Origin of the sequence: Streptomyces rubrogriseus, from assembly GCF_027947575.1 — a bacterium.
GTDB lineage: Bacteria > Actinomycetota > Actinomycetes > Streptomycetales > Streptomycetaceae > Streptomyces > Streptomyces rubrogriseus.
Window position 1 is genome coordinate 952,115 of record NZ_CP116256.1, and the last position, 15,900, is coordinate 968,014.

16 protein-coding genes and 1 pseudogene are annotated in these 15,900 nt (G+C 70.7%); 12 read left to right on the plus strand and 5 right to left on the minus strand.

Annotation, left to right across the window (positions count from 1 at the left end; translation table 11 throughout):
* Positions 1–38: 38 nt before the first annotated feature.
* Positions 39–1,628 (plus strand): annotated as a pseudogene (locus Sru02f_RS04090) (RDD family protein); the annotation flags it as partial.
* Between the two features lie 257 nt (positions 1,629–1,885).
* The gene (locus Sru02f_RS04095; RefSeq protein WP_164279138.1) at positions 1,886–2,566 is read left to right on the plus strand and encodes an RDD family protein; all 681 of its coding nucleotides are present in this window, start codon (positions 1,886–1,888) and stop codon (positions 2,564–2,566) included.
* A gap of 13 nt (positions 2,567–2,579) precedes the next feature.
* Here the strand turns inward: Sru02f_RS04095 and Sru02f_RS04100 are convergent, their stop codons facing one another.
* Entirely contained in the window at positions 2,580–2,873 is a 294-nt protein-coding gene (locus Sru02f_RS04100; RefSeq protein WP_239106797.1) for a hypothetical protein, read from the minus strand.
* A gap of 437 nt (positions 2,874–3,310) precedes the next feature.
* Between Sru02f_RS04100 and Sru02f_RS04105 the strand changes: the two genes are divergently transcribed.
* Complete coding sequence (locus tag Sru02f_RS04105) at positions 3,311–5,656, plus strand: immune inhibitor A domain-containing protein (RefSeq protein WP_109032677.1); 2,346 nt, start codon at positions 3,311–3,313, stop codon at positions 5,654–5,656.
* A 146-nt stretch (positions 5,657–5,802) separates the two neighbouring features.
* Positions 5,803–6,147 (plus strand): hypothetical protein, encoded by a 345-nt coding sequence (locus Sru02f_RS04110; RefSeq protein ID WP_003975892.1) that lies wholly within the window; start codon positions 5,803–5,805, stop codon positions 6,145–6,147.
* 10 nt (positions 6,148–6,157) lie between these two features.
* Here the strand turns inward: Sru02f_RS04110 and Sru02f_RS04115 are convergent, their stop codons facing one another.
* Positions 6,158–6,745 (minus strand): nicotinamidase, encoded by a 588-nt coding sequence (locus Sru02f_RS04115; RefSeq protein WP_003975893.1) that lies wholly within the window; start codon positions 6,743–6,745, stop codon positions 6,158–6,160.
* Positions 6,746–6,871: 126 nt separating this feature from the next.
* On the minus strand, positions 6,872–8,218 hold the full coding sequence (locus tag Sru02f_RS04120) for a nicotinate phosphoribosyltransferase (RefSeq protein ID WP_109032678.1): 1,347 nt from the start codon (positions 8,216–8,218) through the stop codon (positions 6,872–6,874).
* A 109-nt stretch (positions 8,219–8,327) separates the two neighbouring features.
* On the opposite strand from Sru02f_RS04120, the gene clpS reads away from it, so the two are divergent.
* From clpS to Sru02f_RS04155, 7 genes are all read left to right on the plus strand, one after another.
* On the plus strand, positions 8,328–8,645 hold the full coding sequence (clpS, locus tag Sru02f_RS04125) for an ATP-dependent Clp protease adapter ClpS (protein ID WP_003975895.1): 318 nt from the start codon (positions 8,328–8,330) through the stop codon (positions 8,643–8,645).
* 53 nt (positions 8,646–8,698) lie between these two features.
* The gene (locus Sru02f_RS04130; RefSeq protein ID WP_007388576.1) at positions 8,699–9,307 is read left to right on the plus strand and encodes a DUF2017 domain-containing protein; all 609 of its coding nucleotides are present in this window, start codon (positions 8,699–8,701) and stop codon (positions 9,305–9,307) included.
* A 351-nt stretch (positions 9,308–9,658) separates the two neighbouring features.
* Positions 9,659–11,095 carry an amino acid permease gene (locus tag Sru02f_RS04135; protein WP_109032679.1) on the plus strand — a complete coding sequence of 479 codons (1,437 nt, stop codon included), beginning with the start codon at positions 9,659–9,661 and terminating at the stop codon, positions 11,093–11,095.
* Between the two features lie 144 nt (positions 11,096–11,239).
* Entirely contained in the window at positions 11,240–11,662 is a 423-nt protein-coding gene (locus Sru02f_RS04140; protein WP_109032680.1) for a M67 family metallopeptidase, read from the plus strand.
* A 79-nt stretch (positions 11,663–11,741) separates the two neighbouring features.
* On the plus strand, positions 11,742–11,837 hold the full coding sequence (locus tag Sru02f_RS04145) for a putative leader peptide (RefSeq protein ID WP_309546867.1): 96 nt from the start codon (positions 11,742–11,744) through the stop codon (positions 11,835–11,837).
* A 99-nt stretch (positions 11,838–11,936) separates the two neighbouring features.
* Entirely contained in the window at positions 11,937–12,215 is a 279-nt protein-coding gene (locus Sru02f_RS04150; RefSeq protein WP_109032681.1) for a MoaD/ThiS family protein, read from the plus strand.
* A gap of 6 nt (positions 12,216–12,221) precedes the next feature.
* Positions 12,222–13,172, plus strand: a complete 951-nt coding sequence (locus tag Sru02f_RS04155; protein WP_102930555.1) for a PLP-dependent cysteine synthase family protein — start codon at positions 12,222–12,224, stop codon at positions 13,170–13,172.
* Positions 13,173–13,220: 48 nt separating this feature from the next.
* On the opposite strand, the gene Sru02f_RS04160 is transcribed toward Sru02f_RS04155, so the two are convergent.
* The gene (locus tag Sru02f_RS04160) at positions 13,221–13,382 is read right to left on the minus strand and encodes a hypothetical protein (protein ID WP_109032682.1); all 162 of its coding nucleotides are present in this window, start codon (positions 13,380–13,382) and stop codon (positions 13,221–13,223) included.
* Between the two features lie 204 nt (positions 13,383–13,586).
* On the opposite strand from Sru02f_RS04160, the gene Sru02f_RS04165 reads away from it, so the two are divergent.
* Positions 13,587–14,339: an MBL fold metallo-hydrolase gene (locus Sru02f_RS04165; RefSeq protein ID WP_109032683.1), complete on the plus strand. Its 753-nt coding sequence runs from the start codon at positions 13,587–13,589 to the stop codon at positions 14,337–14,339.
* 86 nt (positions 14,340–14,425) lie between these two features.
* On the opposite strand, the gene Sru02f_RS04170 is transcribed toward Sru02f_RS04165, so the two are convergent.
* Positions 14,426–15,676: a PTS transporter subunit EIIC gene (locus Sru02f_RS04170; RefSeq protein ID WP_109032684.1), complete on the minus strand. Its 1,251-nt coding sequence runs from the start codon at positions 15,674–15,676 to the stop codon at positions 14,426–14,428.
* Positions 15,677–15,900: the final 224 nt, after the last annotated feature.

Sequence of the window (15,900 nt, forward strand, 5' to 3'; positions counted from 1 at the left end):
AACCCCGGCCCCCGGCGACGACAGGCCCCGCGAGGGGTATTACCCGGACCCCTCCATTCCCGGATACGTCCGGTACTGGAACGGCGCCTCCTGGGTGGCGGGCACCAGCCGCCCCGCCCCCAAGGACGGGGAGCCGCTCGCGCCCCCGCCCGGCGCGCGGCCCTCCGTCGAGGAGACCGGCCCGCACTTCTTCGACGAGGACCCGGTCGAGGACCCGCCGCCCGCCGCCGCGTCCCAGCACGGCAGCCGTCCGGAGTCCGCCGCGGCCTGGACCGCCGACCGCTCCGCCCCGTCCGGTCCCGCCGACGCCCCGGAGCGGCGCGGCGCCTGGCCGGGCCCGGCACAGGGCGCGGACCCGCGGGTTCCGCACGCCCGGCAGGCGGCACCGCCCGCCGACGGTGCCGCGGGCGACCCGCGCGCGGGGCCGCGGGCTCCGGCGCGGCGGGCACGGCGGCGGGCTCAGGGGTTCGGCGGGCGGTGACCGACCCGCGCAGGGCGCCGCGGCCGCCTCCGGCACGGCGCGTCCGGACGCCCCGGCGGGCGCCGCGCCGGGCGGGGCGGAGGCCGAGGCCGGCAACACCTTCGTCTTCCGCCGGCCCACGGCGGGACGGCAGGACGCCCCGGCGCCCGCCGCCGCGCAGGACGAGGGCACCATGACCTTCCGCGCGGTCACCCCGCGCACGGGCCCGCGCCCCGGCGGCCCCGCTGCTTCCGGTCCCGCTTCGTCCGCTCCCGGTCCGCTTCCCGGCGCGGGTTCCGGTCCTGTGCCCGGCGCCGTCCCCGGCGCGGGTTCTGGTCCTGTGCCCGGCGCCGTCCCCGGCGCGGGTTCTGGTCCTGTGCCCGGCGCCGTCCCCGGTGCCGACTCCGGTTCCGGACCCGGCTTCGGTGCCGGCAAGGCCGCCGCCGCCCGGGCCGCCGCCGCGCAGGCGCCCCCGACGCCCGCCGCCCCCGCGGTGCCCCACCAGGCGCCCCCGCCGCAGCCCGCCGCCTCCGCGCCGGTCGCGGCGGGCGGCCCCGGCGGCGGCCAGACCTCCTGGGCGCAGCAGGTGCACCGGCTGGCCGGGGCGGGCGGGGACGAACAGCCCGTCGCACCGTGGAAGCCGCCGGTCGAGGACGTGTTCCAGGCCGCCGCCCGCCGCCAGGCCGCGGCCCGGCCCGCCGGGCTCGGCAAGCGGCTGGCCGCCCGGCTGATCGACACGGTGGTCCTCGGGGGCGTCACCGCCGTCGCCGCCGTACCCCTCGGCGTCAAGGCGGTCGACCACGTCAACGAGAAGATCGACGAGGCGAAGCTCTCCGGCGAGACCGTCACCGTCTGGCTGCTGGACGGCACCACGTCCACGTACCTGGGCATCGTGCTCGCGGTCCTGCTGCTCTTCGGCGTCGTCTACGAGGCGCTGCCGACCGCCAAGTGGGGCCGCACCCTGGGCAAGAAGCTGCTCGGGCTCGAGGTCCGGGACATCGAGGCCCACGAGCCGCCGGCCTTCGGCGCGGCCCTGCGCCGCTGGCTGGTCTACAGCGTCCCCGGCCTCCTCGCCGTCGGCGTGGTCGGCGTCGTGTGGTGCCTGTTCGACCGCCCCTGGCACCAGTGCTGGCACGACAAGGCCGCCAACACGTTTGTCGCGGGCTAGCTCGTGGGGTCGGGGTGAGCTGAGGTCTCGTCTTCGGCCGCGGGTGCGTTGTGGTTGCTCGCGCAGTCCCCGCGCCCCTTGAGGGACGTGCGCTGAACGCCCCTGAAAGGGGCGCGGGGAACCGCGCGACCAGCCCCGACGCGCCCGCAGCCGCCGACGACCCATCAGCCGCCCCCCGATGGCGTCGGACCGTACTCCGTCCCCTGGACGGACCCCCGCCGGATGCGCCGCGATAGACCCCGAGGTCCACTCGGGACATGAGCAGCGAACCGCCCCCCGGCTCCGGCGGGCAGCAGCCGCCGGACGACGACCCGCTGAGGAAGAACCCCTACGACAACCCGCCCCCGCCCCCCGGCGGAGGCGGCCCTTACGGCGGCCCCCCGCCCCCCGGCGGCGGAGGTCCCTACGGTGGGCCTCCGCCCGGCGGAGGGGGACCCTACGGCGGTGACCCGTACGGCGGTGGCGGCTACCCCGGTGATCCGTTGGCCGGGATGCCCCCGCTCGCCGACAGCGGACGCCGCACCCTCGCGCGGATCATCGACATGATCCTCGTGGGCATCGTGGTCTGGTTGCTCAGCTGGGCCTTCAACGTGCAGGAGTACACGGTGGACGGCGACGACGTCTCCGTCGGCAAGTCCTTCGGGCAGTCCGTGATCGCCGCCGTGCTCTACATCGCGTACGACACCTACATGACCACGCGGACGGGCCAGACCCTCGGCAAGAAGTGGCTCGGGATGCGGGTGGCCAACCTGGACAACGGCGCGACGCCCTCGGTGCAGACGTCGCTGATCCGCGCCCTGGTGCTGTGGATCCCGTTCGCGTTCTGCTGCGCCTGCGTGTGGACGATCATCGCGGGTGGCTGGAGCTTCTTCGACAAGCCCTACAAGCAGGGCCTGCACGACAAGGCGGCCAAGACGGTCGTGGTCAGCACGCGTTGACGGACCCGGACGCTCAGGCGGCCCGCCCGCGCGTCGCCTCGCCCGCACCCGCGGAGACCCGGGCCGCCGCGGGCACCCGCGCCGGTTCCCGGTCCGCGCCGAGGCGGTGGGGCGGCACGGCGGTCACCGCGCGCGTCCTGGGCTGGGGGACCGTCATGGCGACCAGCAGCCCGAGGGCGAGGGCCGCGACGGCGATGAGGGCGACTCCGGGACCCGAACTCGTCCGCGACAGCAGCAGCATGGCGAGTGTCGAGAAGATCACGGTGCACGTACCGTAGGCGAACTGTGCGGCAGTCGGACGGGGCATGGCCATCGTGTCCTCGGAAGGAAATCATGGGGGTGAGACAGGTTGTCGGCCTGGCTTTCCGCCGGTCTCCGGGCGTTCCGCCAAGCGACTCTAACCCGCTGTGTGCCCGAGCGGAACCGGTACTAAGCCCGACCTAACCGGCACGGCCGATGCACGGGGGGCGCACGGATTCATGACGTCCGGGAAGTGGACGGTCCCGCGCGCCCGTCGGGGCCGCCCGGAGCCCGCCGTACCCGGCGAAGGTCACGATCCGGTGTCCGCAAAGCGAACGGCGGCTCCGCATAGTGCACTTGTTCTGCTCAAGTCAAGGTCTGTCTTTTCCGGGGAACCTCTAGTCAAATGTCGTCACTTGACTACACGCGTTGAGCACGTGTGCGCGGACTATGCACTGTCCTTGGTCCCCCATCCGCGCGCGTGGACGCGGGGGAGGAACTCAAGTGACCAGAAGATCCTGGACGTTCAGAACGGCGGCGACCACCGTCGCATTCGCCGCGGCGGCCGCCACGTTCTCGGCGGCCGGTGTGGCGCAGGCGGACTCGCCGTCCCGGCCGGAGGCCGTGGACCGCCACGACCCCAGCCCGGACAAGACCACGCGCTCCCACGACCTCAAGGGCCCCCTGAGCGACACTCAGGCCGCCCAGCGTGAGGAAGCGCTCAAGCAGGTCATATCCGGCAACGCGTCGGTGAAGAAGAAGGACGGCTCCAACGTCGTCCAGCTGAAGAGCAAGAAGGGCGACGCCAAGTACGTCGAGCTGGGCCGGGAGAAGACCGACAAGATCTTCACCATCCTGGTCGAGTTCGGCGACAAGGTCGACAGCCGCTACGGCGGCGACGCCGGCCCGCTGCACAACGAGATAGCCAAGCCGAACCGCAAGACGGACAACTCCACGGCCTGGCAGGAGGACTACGACCAGGAGCACTTCCAGGACCTGTACTTCGGTTCCGGCAAGGGCGTCAACTCGGTCAAGACCTACTACGAGAAGCAGTCCTCCGGCCGCTACTCGGTCGACGGCGAGGTCTCCGACTGGGTCAAGGTCCCCTACAACGAGGCCCGCTACGGCTCCAACAAGTGCGACCCCGACAACTGCGCCTGGTACGCGGTGCAGGACGGCGTCACCGCCTGGGTCGCGGACCAGAAGGCGGCCGGCCGCACCGACGCCCAGATCAAGTCCCAGCTGGCCCAGTACGACCAGTGGGACCGCTACGACTTCGACGGCGACGGCGACTTCAACGAGCCCGACGGCTACATCGACCACTTCCAGATCGTGCACGCCGGCGAGGACGAGTCCGCGGGCGGCGGCGCGCAGGGCGAGGACGCCATCTGGGCCCACCGCTGGTACGCCTTCGGCACCGACGCCGGCGCCACCGGCCCCGCCGACAACAAGCTCGGCGGCACCCAGATCGGCGACACCGGCATCTGGGTCGGCGACTACACGATCCAGCCGGAGAACGGCGGACTCGGCGTCTACGCGCACGAGTACGGCCACGACCTCGGCCTGCCGGACCACTACGACACGGCCGGCGGCGACAACTCCACCGGCTTCTGGACGCTGATGTCGTCCGGCTCGTGGCTGGGCACCGGCCGCAACGAGATCGGCGACCTGCCCGGCGACATGAACGCCTGGGACAAGCTCCAGCTGGGCTGGCTGAACTACGACACCGCCAAGGCGGGCGTCAACTCCTGGCACAAGCTGGGCCTGGCCGAGTACAACACCAAGCACAAGCAGGGCCTGGTCGTCGAGCTGCCGAAGGAGGAGGTCACCACCGAGATCGTGACCCCCGCCGAGGGCGAGACCCAGTGGTGGAGCGGCAGCGGCAACGACCTCAAGAACACCCTGAGCCGCAGCGTCGACCTCACCGGCAAGTCGGCCGCCTCCCTCACCCTGGACGGCTGGTACGACATCGAGGCCGACTACGACTTCCTCTACACCGAGGTGTCCACCGACGGCGGCGCCAACTGGACCGCGATCGACGGCACCTTCGACGGGCTGCCGATCCAGCGCGACGGCAGTGACAAGCCCGCCCTGAGCGCCACCGTGGACGCCTACGGCAAGCTGGTCTACCCGCTGGACGCCTACGCCGGCAAGAAGATCGACCTGCGCTTCCGCTACCAGACCGACGGCGGCCTGGCCATGAAGGGCTTCACCGCCGACGAGATCGCGGTGACGGCCGACGGCGAGACGCTCTTCTCCGACAACGCGGAGACCGCGGACGACGCCTGGACTGCGGTCGGCTTCACCCGCAAGGGCGCCTCCTTCACCAAGGAGTACGCGCAGTACTACATCGCCGAGAACCGGCAGTACGTGTCGTACGACAAGACGCTGAAGACCGGCCCGTACAACTTCGGCTTCTCGGAGCGCCCGAACTGGGTCGAGCACTACGCGTACCAGAACGGCCTGCTGATCTGGAAGTGGGACACCTCCCAGGCGGACAACAACACCAGCCAGCACCCGGGCAAGGGCCTGGTCCTGCCGATCGACTCGCACCCGACCGCGCTGAAGTGGAAGGACGGCACGGTCATGCGCAACCGCATGCAGGCGTACGACTCGCCGTTCAGCCTCTACCGCACGGACGGCATGACGCTGCACAAGGCGGACGTCGCGAAGTACATTCCGGGCTCCAAGGGCGTCTCGGTCTTCAACGACCGCAAGAACGACTACTACGACCCGGCGAACCCGACCGGCGGTGTCAAGATCACTGACACCAACACGAAGATCAAGATCCTGAAGGAGGCCAAGAACGGCTCGACGATCGAGCTCGAGGTTGGCCCCGCGGGCAGGTAAATAGCATCTGCCCAGGTCAGAGCATGATCGGCGGTGACCCCCTGGCGGGTCGCCGCCGATCCGTGTTTAGGTGCGTCCTGTGGTTCTCTTATTGACACCGGGTCCGGCATCCGGACCGGCACAGGCTGACTCGGGGGTATGACCGCATGGCCGCAGGAGGTTTCTGCAAGCTGCCGAACGGCACGGTGGTGGTGGCACTGAACCTGCCCAGCCCCGCCCCGGCGAGCGCCGGCAGCGTGCGTTTTCTCGTCCACGCCCAGAACCGGGCGCGCGCCCTGACCAGGCTGCGCAACCTGGGGCTGCGCAGCGTCTACCTGCGGGGCAACGCGGCTCCGCCCACCCCGGACGAGATCACCGCGGTCCTGCACCACCCGGACGGCCTGATATGGCGCACGGCACCGGTGGCGGGCGCCGTGGGCGGCCCGGACCTGGTCCAGGAGCTGTGGCACCCGATCCGCGCCCTGCTCAGACGCCCGACCGCGCAGACGTAGGCGGAGCCGGCTACTGCACGACCGGCTTGCCGGACAGCTCCACGCCCGCCTCCCGCAGCTCCTCCAGCGCCCGCTCGGTGGTCTCCGCGGCCACCCCGGCGGTCAGGTCGAGCAGCACCTGCGTGCGGAAGCCCTCGCGGGCGGCGTCCAGGGCGGTGGCCCGTACGCAGTGGTCGGTGGCGATGCCCACGACGTCGACCTCGTCGATCTCGCGGGAGCGCAGCCACTCGGCGAGGCCCGTGCCGTTCTCGTCGGCGCCCTCGAAGCCGCTGTAGGCGGCCGCGTACGCGCCCTTGTCGAAGACGGCGTCTATCGCGCCGGAGGCGACGGCGGGGGCGAAGTTCGGGTGGAAGCCGACCCCCTCGGTGCCGGCCACGCAGTGCGCCGGCCAGGAGTGGACGTAGTCCGGGTTGTCGGCGAAGTGGCCGCCCGGCGCCACGTGGTGGTCGCGGGTGGCCACGACGTGGCGGTAGCCGGCGGGCGCCTGCCCGATCAGCTCGGTGATGGCGGCCGCCACGTCGGCACCGCCGGACACCGCGAGGCTGCCTCCCTCGCAGAAGTCGTTCTGCACGTCTACGACGATCAAGGCGCGGCGCATGGTCGGTGTCCTTCGACTGGGTGGACTGTGGGATGGGGGACGGACGGGACGGGGGACGGACGGGACGGGGGACGGACGGGACGGGGGACGCGGGGCTGATTCGGCCCTTGTGGGACCGCACCAGCTTTAGCTACCCGACCCCCCGTGCGCGTACTCCGTCGGAATGACGGGTTCCCCTCGGGAGAGCTGGGTGGCTGACAGCGGGAGGTTGGCGCGGGCGGCCGCGTGCCGGTCCCGGGCGGCGTCCAGCGGCTCGCGGGCGACGACCTCGCCGCCCTTGACCAGCTCGACCAGGAGCTGCCGGTCGGCCAGCGCGTCGGGCACCGGCCCGGTGCCGACCACCTCGGCCTCGGCGTGCCCGTCCGCGTCCAGGCGCCGGGCGGCCCACTTGCGGCCGCCGACCGAGGTCTTGCCGCCGCTGGACTTCTTGGCCACCGGCACCAGCGGCGCCCCCTCCGCGCCGGACTCGGCGCGGGCGACCAGCTTGTAGACCATCGAGGCCGTCGGGTGCCCGGAGCCGGTGACCAGCTGGGTGCCGACGCCGTAGGCGTCCACGGGCGCCGCCGCCAGCGAGGCGATGGCGTACTCGTCCAGGTCCGAGGTCACCACGATCTTCGTCTCCGTCGCGCCCAGCTCGTCGAGCTGCTGGCGCACCCGGTGGGCGACCAGCAGCAGGTCGCCGGAGTCGATGCGCACCGCGCCCAGCTCGGGCCCGGCCACCTCCACGGCCGTCCGGACCGCCTCGGCGACGTCGTAGGTGTCCACCAGGAGAGTGGTGTCCCGGCCCAGCGAATCCACCTGGGCGCGGAAGGCGTCCCGCTCGTTGTCGTGCAGCAGGGTGAAGGCGTGCGCGGAGGTGCCGACGGTGGGGATGTTGTAGCGGAAGCCGGCAGCCAGGTCGGAGGTGGTGGCGAAGCCGCCGACGTAGGCCGAGCGGGCGGCGGCCACGGCGGCCAGCTCGTGGGTGCGGCGGGCGCCCATCTCGATCAGCGGGCGCGGTCCGGCGGCGGAGGACATGCGGGAGGCGGCGGCCGCGATCGCCGAGTCGTGGTTGAGGATGGAGAGGATCACCGTCTCCAGCAGCACGCACTCGCCGAAGGTGCCCTCCACCCGCATGATCGGCGAGCCCGGGAAGTACACCTCGCCCTCGGGGTAGCCCCAGATGTCGCCGCTGAACCGGTACCGGGCGAGCCAGTCCAGGGTCTCTTCGTCGACGATGTCCTGCTCGCGCAGGAAGCGCAGCACGTCGGCGTCGAAGCGGAAGTTCTCCACCGCGTCCAGCACCCGCCCGGTGCCCGCCACCACGCCGTAGCGGCGGCCGTCCGGCAGCCGCCGGGTGAAGACCTCGAACACGCTGCGCCGCCCGGCCGTACCGGCCTTCAGGGCTGCCCGCAGCATGGTCAGCTCGTACTGGTCCGTGAAGAGCGCCGTAGAGGGGACGTCCACCGGCAGCCCAAGGTCCGCTGTGTTCATACGACGGATCGTACCCCCATTTCGTCACTCTGACGATTTCGATGTCCGTCCGGCCCCGGTGACGCCCGCCACAGGCCCGTTTGTGCGGGTGCCCCCCTGTGGTGGCAGCATGGGCTGTGTGACGGCAGCCGCACCCATGGAGATCGAGAAGACCGAGTCGGCGGAGGAGGTCTTCGCCGTACCCGAGCCCGACGTGCCCTGGGTGACGATCGTGCACAACGATCCCGTCAACCTCATGAGCTACGTGACGTACGTCTTCCAGTCGTACTTCGGCTACTCCAAGGACAAGGCCACCAAGCTCATGATGGACGTCCACCACAAGGGCCGGGCGGTCGTCTCCAGCGGCAGCCGGGAGGAGATGGAACGGGACGTACAGGCCATGCACGGCTACGGCCTGTGGGCCACCCTCCAGCAGGACCGGAAATGAGCCCGGAAACGACCCACGCCCGCCCGCAGGACGGAAGCAGCTGAATCGCCTTCATGCCCGGACAATTCGAACCGCTCCCCGGCGGCGGCGCGGCCGTCGCCCTCGACGACGTCGAGATCTCCATCATCCGCTCGCTGGCCGTGCAGCTCCTGGAGCTGATCGGCCCCGGGCCCGCCGAGGACGCCTCCGACGACCCGCTCGCCGAGCTGTTCGCCGAGGGCCCGAGCGAGCCGCCCTCCGACCCGGTGCTGCGCCGCCTGTTCCCGGACGCCTACGGCGACCCCGAGGGTGCCCCGCAGGCCCAGGAGGCCGAGGAGCAGCGGGCGCACTCCGCGGAGTTCCGCCGCTACACCGAGAACGACCTCAGGGCCGGCAAGCGGGACAACGCGCTGGCGGTGGTCCGCACCCTGGACGCCCTCTCCTCGGCGTCGGCGGGCGAGGAGGGCGCGGTGCTGAAACTGTCGCCCCAGGAGTCCCAGCAGTGGCTGCGTGCCCTGAACGACCTGCGCCTGGCGATCGGCTCCCGCCTGGAGATCGCCGACGAGGACGACACCGACCTGCTCTACCGGCTCCCGGACGAGGACCCGCGCAAGCCGATGGTGATGGCCTACCTGTGGCTCGGCGGGCTCCAGGAGTCGCTCGTCGCGACCCTTATGCCCTGAACGAGACCGTTTCGTCACTCTCCGTGTCCGCTCAGCGGGGCCTCAAATCCGGATAACGATCCCGTCAAAGCCGTGCCTCCTTTGTCCCGGAGGTGCGGCTTTCGTCCGCTTCTACCTGTGTGACACGTCACAGTCCACCCCTGTGATCAGCGCCGCCGTCGTGGTAAATCTTCACGACCGCCCGGCGAACACCACCCGAATGTTCGGCCGGGTGCGCCACCGAGCCGGCAGACCGCCGGCCAGGCACCGAGCGGGATGTGAGGCCCGCTCAGCTCCATCATCCGGGGGGATCGAGACCCGATCCGCGGCCGAGTCAAGGCCCGGGTCGGCATGGAGAAAGGCGCACCACACATGACCTCTGCGCAGGTCGACACGGACAAGGCCCCCGAAGAGGGCTACGAGCGCGGTCTCAACAGCCGCCAGGTCCAGATGATCGCGATCGGCGGCGCCATCGGCGTCGGTCTCTTCCTGGGCGCCGGGGCCAACATCGCCAAGGCCGGCCCCAGCATCATCCTCATGTACGCCCTCGCGGGTGTGATCATCTTCTTCATCATGCGGGCGCTCGGCGAGCTGCTCCTCTACCGACCCGTCTCCGGCTCCTTCGCCGAGTACTCGCGCGAGTTCCTCGGCCCCTTCTTCGGTTACTTCACCGGCTGGACGTACTGGCTGATGTGGGTGGTCACCGGCATGGCGGAACTCACCGCCGCCGCCATCTACATCCACTACTGGTTCCCGGACATCCCACAATGGGTCTCGGCCCTGGTCTTCCTGGTCCTGCTGTTCGTGGCCAACCTGATCTCGGTGAAGCTGTTCGGCGAGATCGAGTTCTGGTTCTCGATGGTCAAGGTCACCGCCATCATCGGCATGATCGTGATCGGCGTCGGCGTGCTCACCCTCGGCTTCAGCCAGGCCGGCGACACCGCCGCCGTCTCCAACCTGTGGGAGTTCGACGGCTTCTTCCCCAAGGGCATCGGCTCGTCCCTGATGACCCTCCAGGGCGTCATGTTCGCCTACCTCGCCGTCGAGCTGGTCGGCGTCACCGCCGGTGAGTCCGAGAACCCGGAGAAGACCCTCCCCAAGGCGATCAACACGCTGCCCTGGCGCATCGCCCTCTTCTACGTCGGCGCCCTCACCGTCATCCTGGCGGTGGTCAAGTGGACCGAGTTCGCCGAGGGCGTCAGTCCCTTCGTGGAGGCCTTCGCGGTCATCGGCATCCCGGCCGGCGCGGGCATCGTCAACTTCGTGGTGCTCACCGCCGCCCTGTCCTCCTGCAACTCCGGCATGTACTCCACGGGCCGGATGCTGCGCACCCTCGCGGACAACGGCGAGGCGCCCAGGATCTTCAACAAGCTGTCCTCGACGAAGACCCCGGCCATCGGCATCGCCGTCTCGGTGGTCTTCATGGCCATCGGCGTGGTCCTGAACTACCTGGTCCCGGAGAAGGCCTTCGGCTACGTGACCTCCGTCGCCACCGCCGCCGGCATCTGGACCTGGCTGATGATCCTGATCAGCCACGTGCGCTACCGCCGCAAGGTCGTCGCGGGCCGCCTGCCCGCCTCCTCCTTCCCGGCGCCGGGCGGCTCGGTGTGCTCCTACATCGCCATCGCCTTCCTCCTCTTCGTCACCTGCCTCATCGCCTACGACGCCGACGCCCGCGTCTGCCTGTACGTGATGGCCGGCTGGGCCGCCGCCCTCGGCATCGGCTGGTTCGTACTCAGGAGCCGCAACCCGCAGGTCACCACGCGGCGGCCCGGCGAGGACGAGCCGGAGCTCCAGAAGGTCAGCTGACCCGCGCGTTCGCGCGCACCGCGGACGTCCGGCCGCACGGGGTGCTCGTGGCACCCGGCGCGGCCACCGCTCAGGATGTCCGGCATGTGGGCCCGCCCGTACCACCCATCGGTACGAGCGGGCCCGTCTGCTTATCCTGGCCGCATGCTGACCATCACACAGGCCCTGTACGACCAGATCGTCGCCCACGCGCGCGAGGACCACCCCGACGAGGCGTGCGGCGTGGTGGCCGGTCCTGTCGGCGAGGGCCGCCCCGAGCGGTTCATCCCCATGCTCAACGCCGCCCGCTCGCCCACGTTCTACGAGTTCGACTCGCAGGACCTGCTCAAGCTCTACCGCGAGATGGACGACCGGGACGAGGAACCGGTGGTCATCTACCACTCCCACACCGCCACCGAGGCCCACCCCTCCCGCACCGACATCACCTACGCCAACGAGCCCGGCGCCCACTACGTCCTCGTCTCCACCGCGGACACCGACGGTGCCGGCGAGTTCCAGTTCCGCTCGTTCCGCATCGTGGAGGGAGAGGTCACGGAGGAGGAGGTCAAGGTCGTCGAGGCGTACTGATCTCGCACCGTGGACGGAAAGAGTCCATCAGGTGAGATCACACTCCGGAAGCCGGACCGGGAATCGATACGATGAGCCCATGGTTCTTCTCGACGTGAGCGAAAAGGCGCCGGGCACGCTGCTCGTGGCGCGCCTGCACGTCGACCTGTGCAGGCTGAAAAGCGCCATCTGTTGATCTTCGTCGCCGCCGTACGGCCGTGAGCCGCGGCGTGCTGACGTGTGCCGCCGCGCGCCCTCAGAACCCACGACAAACTTCCGACAGGAGCCCTCAGCCATGGCCATCGAGGTCCGCATCCCGACCATCCTCCGCCAGTACACCGACGGCCAGAAGGCGGTGGAGGGCACCGGGGACACCCTCGCCAAGCTCTTCGCCGACCTCGAGACCCGGCACACGGGCATCCAGGCCCGCATCGTCGACGGCGAGCAGCTGCGCCGCTTCGTCAACGTCTACCTCAACGACGAGGACGTCCGCTTCCTGGACGGCATCGACACCAAGCTCGCCGACGGCGACAGCATCACGATCCTGCCGGCGGTCGCCGGCGGCATGGCCTGATCGCCGATGCGCTACGACTCCCCGCTGGCCGCGGTGGGCAACACCCCCCTGGTGCGCCTGCCGCGGCTGTCGCCGTCCGACGACGTCCGCATCTGGGCCAAGCTGGAGGACCGCAACCCGACCGGCTCGATCAAGGACCGCCCCGCGCTCCACATGATCGAGCAGGCCGAGAAGGACGGCCGCCTCACCAAGGGCTGCACCATCCTGGAGCCGACCAGCGGAAACACCGGCATCTCCCTGGCCATGGCCGCCAGGCTCAAGGGCTACCGCATCGTCTGCGTCATGCCCGAGAACACCTCCCAGGAACGCCGGGACCTGCTCACCATGTGGGGCGCGGAGATCATCTCCTCTCCGGCCGCGGGCGGCTCCAACACCGCCGTACGCGTCGCCAAGGAACTCTCCGCCGAACACCCGGACTGGGTGATGCTCTACCAGTACGGCAACCCGGACAACGCCGGCGCCCACTACGCCGGCACCGGCCCGGAGATCCTCGCCGACCTGCCGTCGGTCACGCACTTCGTCGCGGGCCTCGGGACGACGGGGACGCTGATGGGCGTCGGCCGCTACCTGCGCGAGCACAAGCCGGACGTGAAGATCGTCGCCGCCGAACCGCGCTACGACGACCTGGTCTACGGCCTGCGCAACCTCGACGAGGGCTTCGTCCCCGAGCTGTACGACGCCTCCGTCCTCACCACCCGCTTCTCGGTGGGCTCCGCCGACGCGGTCACCCGCACCCGCGAGCTGCTCCAGCAGGAGGGCATCTTCGCGGGCGTCTCCACCGGCGCCGCCCTGCACGCCGCGATCGGCGTCGGGAAGAAGGCGGTCAAGGCGGGGGAGAGCGCGGACATCGTGTTCGTCGTCGCCGACGGCGGCTGGAAGTACCTGTCGACCGGCGTCTACACCGCCGAGACGACCGAGGCGGCCATCGAGACCCTCCACGGCCAGCTCTGGGCCTGACGGCTCCGCCCGGCGAACCGCCCCGCGACGTACGCGTCGCGGGGCGCTTCAGTTTTCGGGCCCCCGTCCGCCGGGCCCGTCCCGCCCTTCCGGGGGGCGCCGCCCCCTGCCTCGGGGCGGCCGCCGGCCCCGGCCCCAGCCGTCGACGAGCGTCGCCACGAGCGCGAGCAGCACCACCGCCGCGAAGACGAGCCACCAGGACGTGTCCATACCGACGACGGTACCGGCGCACGCCGCAGCCGCGCGCCCCTTCCGTGGCCCCGCACCCCCCGCTTCCAGCCGAACCGGTGATCCCACAGGTGAGTTCGCCCACAACGGCCCCTGGCGGAGGAGCGACCGCAGGTTTTGCGCCTTACGCTCGACGGACCGCACGACCCCCGTCTCTCCACACGCGCCAGCGGAGGTTTCTGCTTCATGAAGCTCACCGTCGTCGGCTGCTCGGGGTCGTTCCCGTCCGCGGAATCGGCCTGCTCGAGCTACCTCGTCGAGGCCGACGGCTTCCGGCTGCTCCTCGACATGGGCAACGGCGCCCTCGGCGAGTTGCAGCGCCACTGCGGTCTCTACGACCTCGACGCGATCTTCCTCAGCCATCTGCACGCCGACCACTGCATCGACATGTGCGCCTACTTCGTGGCGCGCTACTACCGGCACGACGGCGGCCGCTGCGCCCCGCTCCCGGTCTACGGACCCGAGGGCACCGAGCACCGGCTGACCACCGCCTACGCCGACACCCCCACGGCCTCCTCCATGAGCGAGGTGTTCGACTTCCACACGGTCAAGCCGTCCACCTTCGAGGTCGGCCCGTTCACCGTGCACACCGAGCGCGTCGCCCACCCCGTGGAGGCCTACGCCGTCCGCGTCGAGCACGGCGGCCGTTCACTGACGTACTCCGGCGACACGGGCGCCACCCCCGTGCTGGACGAACTCGCCCGGGACACCGACCTGTTCCTGTGCGAGGCCGCCTTCACGCACGGCAAGGAGAACATCCCCGACCTGCACCTCAACGGACGCGAGGCGGGACAGAGCGCCGCCCGGGCCGGCGCCCGGCGCCTGGTGCTCACCCACATCCCCCCGTGGACCGACCCCGCGGTCAACCTGGCCGACGCGCGCGAGGTGTACGACGGGACGGTGACGGTCGCCGCCGCGGGCGCGGTGTACGAGATCTGAGCCCGCGACACCCCGGCCACGACACGACGGAAAGGCCCCGGAACCTTCGCGGTTCCGGGGCCTTCGTCACGCCGTACGGCCGGGGCTCACGCCTTGGTGAGGTCCTCGACCTCCTCCTCGGGCTCGCGGCCCGGGGTCTTCAGGTTGAACTTGACGATCGCGAAGCGGAACGTCACGTAGTAGATCGCCGCGAACACCAGACCGATCGGGATGATCAGCCATGGCTTGGTGGCGAGGTGCCAGTTCAGCGCGTAGTCGATGAAACCGGCCGAGAAGTTGAACCCGGCGTGCACACCCAGGCCCCACGTGATCGCCATCGAGATCGCGGTGAGCACCGCGTGCAGCACGTACAGGACCGGCGCGATGAACATGAACGAGAACTCGATCGGCTCGGTCACACCGGTCACGAACGAGGTCGCGGCCAGGGAGACCATCATGCCGAGGACGGCCTTGCGGCGCTCCGGGCGGGCGGTGTGCGCCATGGCCAGGGCGGCGGCCGGCAGACCGAACATCATGATCGGGAAGAAGCCCGCCTGGAAGATGCCGGCGGAGGGGTCACCGGCCAGGAAGCGGGTGATGTCACCGTGCACGACGTCACCGGCGGAGTTGGTGAAGTCACCGAGCTGGAACCAGGCCACCGTGTTCACGAACTGGTGCATGCCGACCGGGATCAGCGCGCGGTTCACACCACCGAAGAGGGCCGCGCCGCCGGAGCCGAGGCCGGTCATCCACTCGCCGAAGTTCGAGATGCCGTCGCCGATGGGCTCCCAGACCAGACCGAAGAAGACACCCACGACGATGCCGACGAAGGCCATGATGATCGGCACCAGGCGACGGCCGTTGAAGAAGCCGAGCCAGTCCACCAGCTTCTTGCGGTGGTACCGCTGCCACAGCACGGCGGCGAGCAGACCCATGATGATGCCGCCGAGCACCCCCGGGTCGTTGTAGGTCGCGGCGACGTCCGCGCCGTCCTGGACCACCGCCTCGGTGACCGGGAAGGCCTCGAGCACCTTGCTGTAGACGAGGAAGCCGACCACCGCGGCCAGCGCGGTCGAGCCGTCGGCCTTCTTGGCGAAGCCGATGGCCACGCCTATGCAGAACAGGATCGGCAGCGAGCCGGTGAGGGCACCGCCCGCGTTGTTGAAGACGGCGGCGACCTTGTCCCAGCCGAGGCCGTCCGCGCCGAAGATGTCCGGCTGACCGAGACGGACCATGATGCCCGCCGCCGGAAGAACGGCGATCGGGAGCTGGAGGCTGCGTCCTACCTTCTGCAGCCCCTGGAAAAGACCGGATCCCCGCTTCTTTGCGGGGGCCGCCGTGTCGGTGGCGGTGCTCATGCTTCCTCCATCGGGTGGTGGTCTACACCACTCAGTGGTGTAGACCTGTTGTAGCACGATGAAGGCGGCGTAAGGAACCCGTGATTCCGCGACCGGACCGCTACGCGCAGTACCCGCCCAAGTCCCCTGATCACAGGCGCGGGAGCGCGCGGAGAAGGCCCCCGGACCGACGGTCCGGGGGCCTTCGCGAGACCACCCTCAAAGGGTACGTGAGGAACGGGAGA